The following is a 14,235-nucleotide window of genomic DNA, read 5'->3' as shown; positions in this document are numbered from 1 at the left end:
TTTCTATTTCAAATTTAGGAGGTTTGTTGACATGTCCCTCCATCGCTCGGTATATTCGTGCCTAAAATTAAGCTCATGATCGCCGAAAAGTTTGCTAAAATCACGTCCGATGCCTTTACGCATGCCAAATTTTTAAACACGCTTTCCTACATGGAAAATGTAGGGGCGAAGAAAATTTCCAAATTTGAACCGAAAACGGAGGTCAGTTTGATCGTGTTGAAACATGCGGCGGAAGAGCACCGACATGCCTATTATTTGAAGAAGCAAATCAGCAAGTTGTTGCCAACCGGCTTTGAAACGTATGCAGATGCGTGGTTGCTGAGTCCACAAGACTCGCGCCATTACTTAGATATGTTGGACGTTCGCGTCTGTCAATATGCCAAAAAGGCCCTCGGCCTATCCGGCGCCGATGTCAAATGGGCCGCCTATTTATTGGTCACCTATGCCATCGAGGTTCGCGCAGATATGCTCTACCCGATCTATCAAAAAATCTTAACTGACATCGGATCCAAGGTGCAAGTCAAATCCATTATTGTGGAGGAAGAAGGGCATTTGGAGGAGATGATTGTGCAATTGAAGGCGTTCTCGCCTGATTGGGAAAAACATGCCGCGGCGGCATGTGCTTATGAGGCGGAATTGTTTGCAGGTTGGATTGCGAAAATCGCTTAAAAAATGGGTGGTGGGAAACAAAAGATCATAAGCTAGCATTTTCTATGCAAATCAATCACTGAAAAACAGATTAATTCACTAGTCGAAAAAATGTAGCAAATGCACACCTACTGAATTAAAGCCTTCATTTTCTGATAGCCGTTCCGTGCGACGAGCAGGGCGTCTTGCTTGTATAGTTCTTTGTTGAATAGTTCGAGGGAGATGACTTCAGGTTTCAGGAGATCCAAAATTTTCTTAATGGGCGCTTCCCCGTCGCCGACGTAAATGCGGTCCGCGTCTGTGATTTGATCTGGTGCCAATGAGGTGATGTAGTCATTGACGTGGAAGACCTCGACGGCGTCGTGGCCAACGGTATGGAGGCAATCGACGGAAGATCCTCCCTTGTAGATATGAAAGACATCGAGTAATAAACGTGCAGAAGGATGGCCAGCTTCCGCAGCCACAAATAAAACATCTGCGACGCGGTTCAAATTTTTCGAATGTCCCCACATTTCGAGTTGGGGCGTAACCCCCATCGTCACACCAAGCTCCAAAATCACCCGGTAGCGTTCCGCGGCACGGCGCAAATCAAGGCCAGCTTCTTTCGTGGCTCCCATGGGTGGCGCGGCAGTACGTGTACAGCCGAGTTGGGCCAATAGGTCCATCTCGCGTTTCAATTGCTCAACTCCAGCGGCTCGAACCGTATTGTCATCAACAATCCATTGGGCAAAACCAATGGCATTTTGAATACGAAGACCAAGATCGGATAAGCGTTTGCGGGCTTCGGAAATGCTCCCACCAGATTTCAAATAAGCTTCCAACGTAGGCATCCAAATCTCACAGGAGCGAAACCCAGCTTGGGAGCATACTTCGAGCTCACGGATGAAGCCGAGTTTTTGACCCATGATGGTGGACATGTTGAGGGATAATTCGGGTTTAACAGTACGTGCTGCGGAAATAGAAGCCGCAGCCGACGTGGAAAAAGGCACGAGCGCAGCTGCTTTGAGCAGGTTGCGGCGGGAGAAATCGTTCATAGGGGAATAGGTTTGTTTGCAAGATAAAACATTTGACTTAAATGCGTATCTGGAGAAATAAAATCAATTGTAGGAATTATAAAATTTTACAAATGCCCTTACAATTTCATATCTTTTCAATCAAGAATAAAACTGAATTTTAGAAAACATACAATGGAAGAAAAATACATTTTATGTATCCCAAGAGGTTGTGGATTCAATGATGTTTTATGCCAAATTCAGGAAGCTTACAAATTTTCTCAAAAAAGTAACAGAATACTACTTATTGATACGCGGTTATCTGGTCTTGCAGACTCATTTTCGAACTATTTCGAATTACGATTTCCGAACAATAGAATTAAACTTGATTTGAGCAATGAGGACTTAAATTACTTTAGCCAACTAACATGCTTCCCAAATGAATTTGAAGGTAAAATAGACTGGATATATCATCGATTTGCAGCCATTGAATCAAAAAAAATGTATACCTGGAGGCATTTCAATTCAATTTTTACCCTGTTCAAGTTATTAAATTATGTAGCATTCAATAGGATATCTTTAAAATTTAGTTTCATCTTTAATTACCTACAGATTCGAAAAAAACCTTTTAAAATTAAATTTGAAGATTTAATAAATCATCCTGCACAATTAATTGTACATCACATGTCTGGAGGTGGCGAGCAATCCATTGAAACCTTAGGTTTGCTTTCTTTAAAGAGGGACTTAAGAAATGCTATTAATCGCAAAATCAATTATTTGGGCAACAATTACGATTCTATTCATATCCGAAATACAGACTATCAGACTGATTATAGAACATTCCTGAAAAGACTTAAACCAAAGATTTTAAATCGACGAATTTTAATATGTACGGACAATTCAGATGCCATCCAAGATGCCAAAGAAATATTAACGCAATCTGAAATAACATACATAGAAAAATATTTCTCCAATAAAACTCCAATACATTTTCAATGGAGATTAACCGAAGAAACTATTCAGTTGAACAACATAAATATGTTAGCCGATCTGATTGGTATGGCTAAGTCAAAAAATCTATTCTACCCAAATTTGATTGAAAATGCACATCATGCAAGGTTCTCGGGCTTTTCTACGTTAGCTAAAAATCTTAAATCACGGCCAGAGCTTGTAAATCAATTAATGGAAGAATAGTTCCAGCTCTTAAAGTTTCACTTGATTTTCAATTTTCGACAATAAACTACTGTTGTGACTAATAAGAATTGTAGTGATTTTCATTTGCTTAATATAAGCTAGAATTGATAATATAGATTTTCCATCTAGGTTTTTATCAGGCTCATCCAATATCAAAATTTCCGGTTTTCTAATTAAAGCTCTGGCTAAAGCCAATCTTTGTTTCTGGCCACCTGACAATTTATTTCCAGTATTGCCAATTTCCGTGTCGTATCCATTGGGTAATGAAATGATGAAATCATGAATCAAACATTTAGAGCACAGGAATTCAATTTCAGACGAATTAAATTCATTTAAACCAAAGGTCAAATTTTCAATAATCGTTCCTGCAAAAAACATAGGCTCTTGTGGAAGATAACCCACTTGCTTTCTGAATTCCGCTAAATTTAGCCTTTCAATATTTTGCCCATCAATCAAAATTTGACCACTCCCTACAGGATATATCCCAAGCAACAACTTGATCAAAGTTGTTTTACCAGAACCTGATTCCCCAGAAATTCCAAAAATCTGATGCTTCTGTATTTCAAAATTAGTATTCAACAAAATTTGTGCCTCTCCATATGAAAAACCAACTTCTTGAAATGAAATGGAATTTTGAAATCTAAAATTAGCTAGTGATGTGATTTCGATCGAATCATTACTTAATATCGCATCTAATGAATTAATCGAGTTTTGCCCTTCAACGACTACAGGAACAAATGTAATGATGGTCTTAAAATATGAGCTCGTGACGTTTAAAATGACATAAAATGAAATTAATGCGCCAAGCGATATTTGACCATTCATAACTTGGAATCCTCCAAGTAATAGCACCACAAAGCCTCCAACAACAACTAAATTGCCTTGTATCGTATTATAGGCAGTAGCATTCCAGGCTACATTTTTGCTTGATTTTTGAACCGATTGAAGTATAAATTTCTGCTTTGAAAATTCCGCCAACTCAGCACTTGAAATTTTGATTAAATCATGAAATTTCAAAATAAATGTAACACCCGCAGAGAATTTGGCAAAGTCTTCATGAAAAATCTGTATAGATCCTTTCAACTTCTTACTTAGTCGAGCACCTACTAAATATACAAGTGGTAGTAAAAATAAAAGCAAAATAAAAAGGCTGAAATTCATGTACAGAAGTACTCCCGACAAACCTATAATTACAATTATAGCCGGGATAAGTTGGGTCAGTAAAGCCGCAGCCATATTATCTAACCTCTCCGTATCTTGAACTATTTGACTATGAATTTTGTCAAGGTCCTCAGCCACATAGAAATGAGCATTTAAATAGATTAACTTATGAAGGAGCTTTTCTCTTATATCTAAAATGAAATTTTTTATCAACGTTAATGATATATGCTTATTGTAGAGCACAACCACGGTATTTAGTAAAATCAAAAAAAGTGAAGATAGGATACCAGCGAGAAGTAGGTTCATGTCATACTTATCATGAACGTGATCAAACAAATATTTAATAATTAGACCTATCGGTAAAAGGGTAATTGATTGTATGATTGACAATAAAATACTTAAAGACGCGCGCCTTTTATCAAAAAAAAATAGAGACTTGAAGGTGACCAAATTCGAATCCACGATTCAGTATTAATTGTAAAACACAAATATGATTCAAAAAAACCTAAAAAGGGTTATTTTTGTCTAGCCTTGTTCCTCTAAAAGAAAACTCATGTCTAACACAGCACCGCTAATTAGTGTAATTATTCCGCTCTATAATGATGCCCCTTTTATACAAGAAGCTATCACAAGTGTTCTATCACAAGGCATCGAGAAAATTGAAGTTATTGTAATTGATGATGGTTCAACAGATAATTTTGAAGAAAAGATAAACGGCATCCATGACCCACGTGTCCAATTAATCAAACAAGTGAATTCCGGTGCTGCAGAAGCAAGAAATAATGGAATAAGGAATGCTAAAGGAGAATTAATCGCATTTTTAGATGCCGATGACATGTGGGCTGCGAACAAATTAAAAAGTCAATTAGACATCCTCACAAAACAGAGTAAGGTGCATATGGTATTCGGTCAGGTAAAAGAATTTTATGATTCTTCGATTAATGGCCATACTGATCTTCAAAAAGACGTTAAGACTTTTGTAGGTTATAGTCCAATCACCCTTTTAATTTCCAAACGCGATTTTCTCAAAGTTGGTGATTTTCAATCAAAATGGAAAGTGGCTGAATTCATCGACTGGTACGATAGGGCAAAACATATGGGACTAACAGAGATCGTACTTCCCGATGTATTGGCATTTAGAAGAATTCACGAGGGAAACTTAGATCGGTTACATAGGCCGGATGCCAAACAATATGTGGCTGTTTTAAAAGAAGCATTAGATCGCAGAAGAAATCAACAGTAAATTATGGGAAAAAAATTTGCGATTGAATTGAGCCAAGATATCCCATTAGGGATATTGAAATTTAAGCCTAGTAATGAGGAATTAGCGATACTGAGATTAATCTCTTGTGAAAAAGAAGAAGCAATCAAGTATTGGGAAGAGTTATGGAAACATACCGAGGACTATGAGGATTTATTGTTTTCATGTAAAGAACTCATGCCGTCAGTCGTGAATAAAATTCAGACATGTTGCCTAGATGGTGAATGGCAACAATTTATTCCCAAAAATGCACAATTCTTAGCTGGCCTTCCTAGATATACCTGGACTAAAAATCAATATATCATCAATGAATATCAAAAGATTGCAGCCGCATTAGATCGAGAAAATATTGAGTTCATCGCGCTTAAAGGGGTTTGTGAAATGTTAGACGGAAGCACACTTGCCTTTATGCGCACTTCACGCGATATAGATTTATTGATTCATGAAGAAGACTGGGAGAAATGTAGGCTGATATTTGAAAATATAGGGTGGACTAAATCCAAAAACTTGTCTAATTGGTCTTATTTAAATAGCCCAATCAAACCACATGCAGAAACCTTTCAAAAAACAGAAAGAATCTTTGATTTAGATGTGCACTTCGCTGCAATTCCAGGAGCTAAATCCGCTTCTCAAACATTTACTAAAAATCTCTGGAAGCGAAAGGTCCGTGCAAAAAAATATCCATCTTGCTTCATTCCCTCAGTAGAAGATAGATATATTATCACTGTTGCCAATGCATTTAATCTTCATAATTGGATAAAAGGCCATAATACAAAATATATTTTCGATATGCTGTCGCTATCAAGTCAAATTGATGCTAATCAATTAAAATTAATTACAACTGATGCAGAAAGATTGGTGAAAATGGGTGATTTAATTAGACAGTCTGCTAACCTTGTCGATGAAATAAATGGAAATCCCGTCCAGCAACTAAACAAAGAATATCGAATTAATCTTTCCATCAATCAAAATTTCTTAATTCACATTATCCGATTGTTATCCTTAATTCAGCTAATAAAAATGTTGGCTAGATTAAACCAAGTCATTCAAATAATAATTTTTTCAATATCAAGAATATTACTAAACGTTTTTAAAATATTCAAATGGTTTCTATTTTCAAATAAGAGTGATTCAAGCCAAATCAACCGACCTATAACTTATCATCCAAATCAATTTTCAATTCACTTTTTCCGCCAAAAATAACTTGTTGGTAAAGGTCCATATATAGTTGCGCGACCCTTTCTGAAGAAAAGTTCTCAATGGCATGCGTCCTGCCACCTTTGCCCAACTCCTCAGCACGGCCATCTACACTCAATATCCAATGTATCCCTTCCGCAAAGTCAATTAGATCATAGGCCGGCGAAATCCAACCTGTTTTTTTGTGGATTAAAATATCGGGGATACCGCCAATGTCAAAACCGACAACGGGTAATCCACAGGATTGAGCCTCCAGGGTTACTTGTGAAAATGCCTCAAATCTAGAAGGGACGACTAATAAGTCAACAGTAGAATATAATTGAATCAATATCTCATCATCCGAAATCTCTCCCAAAGAATGAATCTTATAGGGACAATCCACTAAGATTTCACCATAATGCCCCACAACAACCAATTCAAATTCAATATCATGCATCTGGGAAAGTATGGCTAATGCAGCTTGCAATAAATCCCAGCCTTTGTTGGTGTCGTTAATCAAATTTTGCCCTAAAAATAAGATTTGATGTTTAGCATGATCAAAATTAAACTCCAGTCGACTTGAATTTGCATTTTGTGGTGACCATAATACATGATCGATAGGGCAAGGAATAACACTTACATCACATTGATTAAATAGAATACTTCTTTTAGCGCAATTAGCAAGCCAATGACTAGGTGCAACAATTTTAAAATTTTTATGTGCCCAATTTTCTATTTTAAGTCTTAGCGTATCCTCCGAAGAAACTTTTGTGGAGTCTTTGTAAAAATATGCATCAGGGTCATAGCTCAAATGTTCTCTCCCACTAAAAGGCCACATATCATGTAAAGTCCAAACAATTGGCTTATTTATCTTTCCAATATCAGAAATGGACAATAAATTATTTATCCAATGCAGATGAACTATAGGCGCCGGATGTTCATTTATTTCATCCACTATTCCAGCACTCACATCTCCACCGGATTCCAATACTACATTCTGATTAAGTTTCTGTTTTTGGTTTGACTGCAAAAGGGCATGAATATACTTTAATTGTGCACGAGGGTCCTTGGGTTGAACTACCTGAATGCTTTCATCATCAGATGATTTTAGCATGGTAAACATGTGACAAATAATTGGCGCTTTTTTCAACCCCAGATAAATACGCTTGGTTGCCCTTGCTGCACCACCCAATGACTCATAGGTCGCTATATGCAATACTTCAAGAACCTTCATCTGACCTCAATAGATTAATTCGTTCTCTAACTTTGGCTAACCTTCGCTCATTCATTCCACTAAAACTTACCCACTCAATCCGATCATCTGCGGATTCATCAACACATATCTTAGATGGATGAATCAATGGTAATTTTATATTGCTTGATTTTGCATAAATTTCCCCCAAATCGACTTGTTGGGTATGCGTAGCATCTTTCCCAAACCCAACATTTGAGATCATATTCACCTTCGAACGAATAGAAAGACCCCGATGTAACCAGCAGGCAAATGTAAGTGCATAATCCCAAGCATCCATTCCATTTTTCATTTGATCAAAAATTCGACTCCAATACGTTACTGCTTTAGGAGATGTTAGTATTTCACTTAACCAATCTGAATTTTTTAGCTCGTCCCAACTATCCATATTCAAGTCAAACTTTGCCCACTTTTCTTTCCAAGTGGCCCAGCCCCAGACACTTGGATATTTAGAAAAATAATAACTCGTTGTGTCAAATTCATTTGGCCCATCGCTTCTGTGGCCACCTATGGTCATGACACGCACATCATCTTGATATAAATGCAACAATTCTTCACAAAAAGGGAAAAAACTAGGCTGCGGAATACAGTCATCTTCTAGAATAATACAAGACTCTACTTGATCAAATACCCATTGCAAGCCACTTGGAATACTCTCACGACAACCCACATTTACTGTTGCATATCGTTTCTTAATATTGCATGGCCAATTAATTTCGTCAATAATGGCACGTGTTTGCTGACAAAGTACAAAGTCATTTTCATTCCGCGGGCCATCAGCAATCACGAATAGACGAGTAGGCCTAATGACAGCCAAAGAATCTACTAGCTGCCGCGTGCATTCAGGTCGATTGAATATAAAAATGGCTACTGGTGTCTGAAACATAGGTCTGGATATTTACCAATATGCGCTATTATCTGTTAACATAGATTTATTTTCAGGATGATAATTTTCCGGCATGTCAATCCAATGCTGATTAATGTAGTTTCTTATCCAAAATTCATCTTTATTCCACCGTCCGCCACCTACACCAAATAAAACTTGTAAATGCCCCCCTAAAGAAATTGCTATCTTACCCTGACTTTTCAAATAACTGGCTATCGGTAGACCTAACGCTCCAGCACCAATAAGTGCAATATCAAAGTCTATACTCTCAATACGGGTACAAATAGTATTATACAGATCGATTGAGTTCTTAAAGTTCTGATGGGTTTGAATTGAATATTTATAAGAATAAGGAATCTCACAAGAGCTAATTTCGCTCACAAAAAACCACTTTTTACCTATATTATGCCATACTGACTCAAATGTATCTCTATTGGCCCTACTTTTTAACAATTCTGCGTAAGGAGAAATAATCAGCAATTTCTTTCCTTCAAAAAATGGCAAATAACAATTAGATTCATTTGCGGGAAGAGACCTATCTGGCTCGGTCATTTGATAGGGGATGAAGAGTGCATTTAAACCACTTTCGATGATAATCTTCTCCTCTTGATCAGCCTGAAAAAGACCTAGAATATCTATTTGTTGAACATGCTTTGTATAAAATTGGGCAAAGTCATGTAAAAAAGAAGTATCAGTTGGAAATATCCCAAACTGAAATTCACAATGATATCGTAGCATGGCCTCATAAGCCTTGAGTTGAATATTTCCCGGATTAGTCGCCTTGAATGGCAAATAACCTAAAAGAAATTGCTCCGAAAAGCCCAGTTTCCCCATCGCGAATCCATTTTTTTGTAAAACAGACGCGTTGATTTTTTGAATAAGTTCAACTCGTTGAATGAAATTCATATTATCTTATTCCCGTCTGGATTTCAACTTTAGATGCAACAATTTTAATAATTCACGACCATAAATATCTTCATCGACCGAATTATATGAAATATTATTTTTGTGAACTCGTTTGTTCAATACCACGTGATCTAATAAGCAAATCTCATCATTTAATTCTTTGACTTTACCAAACCAAATAATATCGCTCGCTATTTTCCATTCTGTCTCATAATAACCAATTCGATTAAAAATTTCCCTACGCCCCATAAAACAGCCAGGCATATAAGCTAGATGAGATTTTTCTAATAAAGCCAACTTGAATTCAGGAGGAGGAGTTTGCGTTTTTTCAATGAAGAAATTAACATGGCCTACAGAACCTATTTTGGAAGGATCGCTTAATAAAGCATTCATATGATTTGTCAAGGTGCTAGACTCCCAAATATCGTCACTATCTAAAATAGCGACAAACTGCCCTTTGGACATTTTTATACCTTGATTCCATGCATCAAAGAGTCCGGACCCCTTTTGATTAATGAAAGATACACGCGGAAATGAGCTAGCAATTGTTTGGGTATTATCGGTTGAACCCCCATCAATGATCAAAATCTCAAAATTTTGATACGTCTGGTTTATAATACTGTTAAGGGCCTCCTTCAGATACTTCTCTGCATTCAACGTCGCAGTTATAACGCTCACGATTGGCTCCTGATTTACGTTTACCATAATTTTGTTTTAACGGAAGGTTCGTGTGTATATGCAACCATCAAACCTATTAATTTCCATGAACTACCTAAATGTCTATACTCATTCGCAGATCCATTTGCCCCTCTTTCTGCTCTGTCTAATCTGGACAATGAAATATTGAGATCTTGAAATTCCGCAACTGGCTCATCAAGTAAAACTGCCTGAATACGCTCCTTATGACACCATTGATCATATGTTTGAATATCCAATGAATTCTCCTCATAAGAGACATGTAATACGCCTGATGAATCATCTGCAATGATAAATAACCCGACTATGACCCCATCTGTCAATAAGGCTTTAAATACATATTCATTGTCTATTTGAACATACTTAATTAAGCCTCTAAATCTTGATTTAACAAGATTTAGCGACGTTTCTGAAAGCAATGATTCAGGTAAGACAATTTGTGTATATCTAAATTTACTAGAAAAATTTAAATCCGGGAGATTCCGCAAATCCGTCTTAAGGCTTAGCATAGGAATGAAAGCATGCATGATTGCCTCTGCATAGATTGTCGCTCCTTGTTTTGTTGTGTGCACGCCATCATAAAGAATATCTGCTTGTTGGTAAACGCTATTACGTATTCCGGCATAAATTTTTTCACGCACATTGATGGATGCTATTTTATATTCAGCCAAAACTTCTTCGTAATCCTCAATGATTTCATCTGCTCGATTAGCTGAAGTATGGGTATTAAAAAGGTGCAGAAAACAAATTTGAGTAGATGATGCAATAAGTTTTTGAATAATACCTTCTACGGCTGGTTTTATATATTGAGGTGGCGTGGCGTACCCAATGTCAGCGACCGTACATTCAACAAAACAGATGTCGGGTTTATAACGGACTACAAAGTCATCCATTAAAAAACAAGATGCTAAAGAACCTACTCCACCTATTCCAGCATAGATAAATTCATGATTAGGCAGGAAATTGTCGTTGATTTGACTAGCTAATTGATATGCATAGCCTTCTTTTTGAGCAGTAATACTATTCCCTAAGAATGCAATTTTACAAGATCTAGTATGTAAATCCTCATGAAGCGCATGAAGACCTTCTCTTGGCTTAAAATAATCATTCATTTTAGCGATGAGATGGTTTCAATGACGAAATAAAATGAGCTAATGAATCTGCAATAAGGCTTGGGTCATTGCCCAAGTTAAACCGATAACAAGGAACTTGATGCAAAATTGATACTAATATGTGAAACATTTCATTCCCAGCATTCGGAAGTAAATTTTTTGTGGAGGAGCACATGACACTTAATGCATTTGCATAGGGTATTTTTTGAAAACCAATGGTCAATGAAGCATCCTGATGTGGAATAACAACTGCCTTAATCTCCCCTGATTGGGGAAGTTGCGCATGAAATTGATTATTAAAGAAGTAAACTTCTTTTTCGTAAAATTCCTCAAAATGACTATGAACAGATGATTTTAAGGTTGGGAATAATTTTAAATCTGAACTAAATGTTTTTCCAGAAGAATAAATTCCATAGACTTTTGGACTATTTAGCCTATTTGAAATCGCGCAAATATCATCACCAAAATAGTATAAACCTCCAGCTAGCCCTCTAAGTGCTGTTGATGATTTTCCTGCACCACTATTACCGCCAATTAATACGCAACCATCGGGTGTGCCTACTGATGCAGCATGAATCATAGCAGTGTCATTCCGACGTAAAATCCAACTTAAAATTCCCCTTAAAGGACACGCAAGTTCGAAGGCAGGAATATCTAAACTAGTGGCTAAACATACGACACCACGTTTGAGATCATGATCGATAACTGTAAGCATTCGGGCATGTGTGAAAAATGCAGCCTCAAAACGGTCAGAATTAAACCCTTCGAGTTCTCCCCGAACTAGAATTTCATCGATACCGCAGGGTGATGTGGGAAATTCCATTTGAGTAGACTCACTATCCCAAATGTCAATTTTATAGGACGAATGTCCTTCACTTGCATTAACTAATAGATGTTCTAAAGCAGGTATGATAACGGGCAGGAGGGCATCTCCAGCAAATCGGCATTCAATTGATAGTCCCGCAACTAAAATACATCGTTTCTCAATTGCTGAACTAAAATTGAAAACATCATCAGTTATTTTAAATACTGATTCATAAAAATAGTCTTTACCCCCCATGGTATCGATTAGGACCGGGTGTCTAAATTTTTACTAATGGGCCAGCCAGCTTTATCAACATCGTGAACAGGATCAAGAAGAAGAATTTCTTGCATGTCGGAAAATGTCTCCAAAATAGGAGCATTATATTCAAGTAATGTAGTATTTACAGTAAACTCAATTGGCTTGCTATTTGAATCAGATGTAATCTTAATAATTTTAAAATCAATTAGTTGATTTATAAACTGATCAATATCTACCTCCAAATCTTGCTCAGCAACTTGATATATGTTCAGTAAATCTGTAATAATTTCTGGGATTGCATACTGACTAACTAATCGAATCCAAATTTGAGTGGCAGAACCTCGTAAACTATAATATACGCCTGATTCAAGGTTAACCAAAACCACTTCTTCGCCAAAAACATCGCTTATGATATTATTATCAAAAACGGTATACCTAGTATGACTCATAATACATTATAATATAGGATTGGAAATCATTTAAAACATAAATATCTCAAAAACTATCGAGAAAATCATGTATTTAGCGGTAAAACATCCTAAACAATAGGCCACATGTAATCCACAAAAAAACCCCTACTCAAAAAGCAGGGGTTTCTAAAAATTGAAGTGGTAGATCCCGGAACCATACCTCTTTTGGTCTTTAAGTAATTTTGAACTGATTATCAGTTAGTTACATCAGATAAATGAAATTTTGTATTTTTAATTCGTGGATTTTTTCCACGAATTAGTGGAAGAATATCACTATCTTTGATTTTCAAATTCCACTGTATTATGAAGTTAAGTTATATCTGTAAACCGGTTAATGATACTAATGATGTTTATGTGATATTGAGGTATCATTATCACTCTACACAAACAGATTTTAGTACTGGTATTAAGTGTGAAAAACGGAATTGGACAAAGAATAAATTGTCTTCCCCAATCAAACCATCCGAACCGAATTTTATAGAGAAGAATGAAATTTTAAGGATATTCACACATAAGGTAGAACAAGTCATTTTTAACATCAAAACAAATTCACAAGAACCAACTGGTGCATTAGTTAAAAGAAATCTAAAAATCATTGAAAACAAAACTGTTTTTAAAACCCAGATTGAAGATTCTGTAAACTCCTATTCCATTCAATTTTTGATGGATGAGTATTTGAAATCTATTAAACTGGGGAACCAACTTGCAGATTACAAGTCTAACAAATATAGAATTGGTTTGATTAAGTCGTTTATTCAGGATACATACAAAGAGGAGTTATTCATTCACGAAATAAACGAAGATTTCTGTCAATTAATGTTTGAATACCTATTCAACAAGAAACTATCTAATTCAACAAGTGTTAAGGTTTATCATCAATTGAAAATACTATTAAACTGGTCTTTCAAACGTAAATACATAACTCACCCATCTTTGAATTATAAACACAATCTTAATACTTCATATAAGGAAATATTATCATTGACACTTGAACAATTGAAGGTATTGTTCACTTGTAAAGGTTTTGATTATGGTGAAACACTTGATGTATCAAAATTTAAAAACTGGAATGGGAATGACTATCTGATTAAAGAACAAAAAATTGTTTCGGTTAGAGATGAAAATAAAAATTTAAAAAGGAATAAGAAGTTTGAAATTGAGACAAAACCAGTTGAAGGGATGTTTCATTATTGGACAACCTATGAAGTAATAAAAGATATGTTTCTTTTCTCGTGTAGTACGGGATTACGTTATAGTGATTTAGTAAGGATGAGAATTGAGAATTTTGATTTTGATAAAAAGGTGTTTCCGATCATTCAAAAAAAGACTCAAAAACCGGTAAAGATTATAGAAAATCCATTATCTAAATTTATCTTTAGTAAGTATTCAAGTGGTAGAACAAGTAAGGAATATCTTTT

At 36.1% G+C, this 14,235-nt stretch carries 13 protein-coding genes and 1 pseudogene; 5 read left to right on the top strand and 9 right to left on the bottom strand.

The genetic code is table 11. The features are described from left to right. The first annotated feature begins 75 nt into the window (after positions 1-75). A complete protein-coding gene (locus tag AC1W6K_RS08990) occupies positions 76-669 on the top strand; it encodes a hypothetical protein (protein WP_481947229.1) in 594 nt (197 codons plus the stop codon). A 107-nt stretch (positions 670-776) separates the two neighbouring features. Here the strand turns inward: AC1W6K_RS08990 and AC1W6K_RS08985 are convergent, their stop codons facing one another. After that, on the bottom strand, positions 777-1,682 hold the full coding sequence (locus AC1W6K_RS08985; protein WP_481947228.1) for a sugar phosphate isomerase/epimerase family protein: 906 nt from the start codon (positions 1,680-1,682) through the stop codon (positions 777-779). A gap of 153 nt (positions 1,683-1,835) precedes the next feature. On the opposite strand from AC1W6K_RS08985, the gene AC1W6K_RS08980 reads away from it, so the two are divergent. After that, a complete protein-coding gene (locus AC1W6K_RS08980) occupies positions 1,836-2,834 on the top strand; it encodes a hypothetical protein (RefSeq protein ID WP_481947227.1) in 999 nt (332 codons plus the stop codon). Positions 2,835-2,843: 9 nt separating this feature from the next. Here the strand turns inward: AC1W6K_RS08980 and AC1W6K_RS08975 are convergent, their stop codons facing one another. Beyond that, complete coding sequence (locus AC1W6K_RS08975; protein ID WP_481947226.1) at positions 2,844-4,457, bottom strand: ATP-binding cassette domain-containing protein; 1,614 nt, start codon at positions 4,455-4,457, stop codon at positions 2,844-2,846. 91 nt (positions 4,458-4,548) lie between these two features. Between AC1W6K_RS08975 and AC1W6K_RS08970 the strand changes: the two genes are divergently transcribed. Beyond that, on the top strand, positions 4,549-5,238 hold the full coding sequence (locus tag AC1W6K_RS08970; protein ID WP_481947225.1) for a glycosyltransferase family 2 protein: 690 nt from the start codon (positions 4,549-4,551) through the stop codon (positions 5,236-5,238). A 3-nt stretch (positions 5,239-5,241) separates the two neighbouring features. Further along, complete coding sequence (locus tag AC1W6K_RS08965; RefSeq protein ID WP_481947224.1) at positions 5,242-6,459, top strand: nucleotidyltransferase family protein; 1,218 nt, start codon at positions 5,242-5,244, stop codon at positions 6,457-6,459. Here the strand turns inward: AC1W6K_RS08965 and AC1W6K_RS08960 are convergent. Genes AC1W6K_RS08960 through AC1W6K_RS08930 form a run of 7 tightly spaced genes read right to left on the bottom strand, consistent with a single transcriptional unit; the run spans position 6,407 to position 12,796 of the window. Next, a complete protein-coding gene (locus AC1W6K_RS08960) occupies positions 6,407-7,666 on the bottom strand; it encodes a glycosyltransferase (RefSeq protein WP_481947223.1) in 1,260 nt (419 codons plus the stop codon). The genes AC1W6K_RS08965 and AC1W6K_RS08960 overlap by 53 nt on opposite strands. Next, positions 7,653-8,570, bottom strand: coding sequence for a glycosyltransferase family protein (locus AC1W6K_RS08955; protein ID WP_481947222.1), 918 nt, complete (start codon positions 8,568-8,570; stop codon positions 7,653-7,655). The genes AC1W6K_RS08960 and AC1W6K_RS08955 overlap by 14 nt, the downstream gene beginning before the upstream one ends. Before the next feature lie 12 nt (positions 8,571-8,582). Continuing rightward, a complete protein-coding gene (locus tag AC1W6K_RS08950) occupies positions 8,583-9,476 on the bottom strand; it encodes a hypothetical protein (RefSeq protein ID WP_481947221.1) in 894 nt (297 codons plus the stop codon). A 6-nt stretch (positions 9,477-9,482) separates the two neighbouring features. After that, a complete protein-coding gene (locus AC1W6K_RS08945; RefSeq protein WP_481947220.1) occupies positions 9,483-10,181 on the bottom strand; it encodes a glycosyltransferase in 699 nt (232 codons plus the stop codon). Further along, positions 10,175-11,284: an SGNH/GDSL hydrolase family protein gene (locus AC1W6K_RS08940; RefSeq protein ID WP_481947219.1), complete on the bottom strand. Its 1,110-nt coding sequence runs from the start codon at positions 11,282-11,284 to the stop codon at positions 10,175-10,177. Before AC1W6K_RS08940 ends, AC1W6K_RS08945 begins: the two co-directional genes overlap by 7 nt. A gap of 1 nt (position 11,285) precedes the next feature. Continuing rightward, on the bottom strand, positions 11,286-12,344 hold the full coding sequence (locus tag AC1W6K_RS08935) for a hypothetical protein (RefSeq protein WP_481947218.1): 1,059 nt from the start codon (positions 12,342-12,344) through the stop codon (positions 11,286-11,288). Between the two features lie 8 nt (positions 12,345-12,352). Beyond that, a complete protein-coding gene (locus tag AC1W6K_RS08930) occupies positions 12,353-12,796 on the bottom strand; it encodes a PqqD family protein (protein ID WP_481947217.1) in 444 nt (147 codons plus the stop codon). A 324-nt stretch (positions 12,797-13,120) separates the two neighbouring features. Between AC1W6K_RS08930 and AC1W6K_RS08925 the strand changes: the two are divergent. Then, positions 13,121-14,235, top strand: a pseudogene (locus AC1W6K_RS08925) (hypothetical protein); the annotation flags it as partial.

It is taken from the genome of Aquirufa sp., assembly GCF_964796385.1.
Note: the sequence above shows the minus strand (reverse complement) of the source record. Positions and strands in the feature narration are given on the sequence as shown.

Coding starts and splice junctions, on each gene's coding strand:
- AC1W6K_RS08990 (WP_481947229.1), top strand. CDS start 76: ATGATCGCCGAAAAGTTTGCTAAAATCACGTCCGATGCCTTTACGCAT.
- AC1W6K_RS08985 (WP_481947228.1), bottom strand. CDS start 1,682: ATGAACGATTTCTCCCGCCGCAACCTGCTCAAAGCAGCTGCGCTCGTG.
- AC1W6K_RS08980 (WP_481947227.1), top strand. CDS start 1,836: ATGGAAGAAAAATACATTTTATGTATCCCAAGAGGTTGTGGATTCAAT.
- AC1W6K_RS08970 (WP_481947225.1), top strand. CDS start 4,549: ATGTCTAACACAGCACCGCTAATTAGTGTAATTATTCCGCTCTATAAT.
- AC1W6K_RS08965 (WP_481947224.1), top strand. CDS start 5,242: ATGGGAAAAAAATTTGCGATTGAATTGAGCCAAGATATCCCATTAGGG.
- AC1W6K_RS08960 (WP_481947223.1), bottom strand. CDS start 7,666: ATGAAGGTTCTTGAAGTATTGCATATAGCGACCTATGAGTCATTGGGT.
- AC1W6K_RS08955 (WP_481947222.1), bottom strand. CDS start 8,570: ATGTTTCAGACACCAGTAGCCATTTTTATATTCAATCGACCTGAATGC.
- AC1W6K_RS08950 (WP_481947221.1), bottom strand. CDS start 9,476: ATGAATTTCATTCAACGAGTTGAACTTATTCAAAAAATCAACGCGTCT.
- AC1W6K_RS08945 (WP_481947220.1), bottom strand. CDS start 10,181: ATGGTAAACGTAAATCAGGAGCCAATCGTGAGCGTTATAACTGCGACG.
- AC1W6K_RS08940 (WP_481947219.1), bottom strand. CDS start 11,284: ATGAATGATTATTTTAAGCCAAGAGAAGGTCTTCATGCGCTTCATGAG.
- AC1W6K_RS08935 (WP_481947218.1), bottom strand. CDS start 12,344: ATGGGGGGTAAAGACTATTTTTATGAATCAGTATTTAAAATAACTGAT.
- AC1W6K_RS08930 (WP_481947217.1), bottom strand. CDS start 12,796: ATGAGTCATACTAGGTATACCGTTTTTGATAATAATATCATAAGCGAT.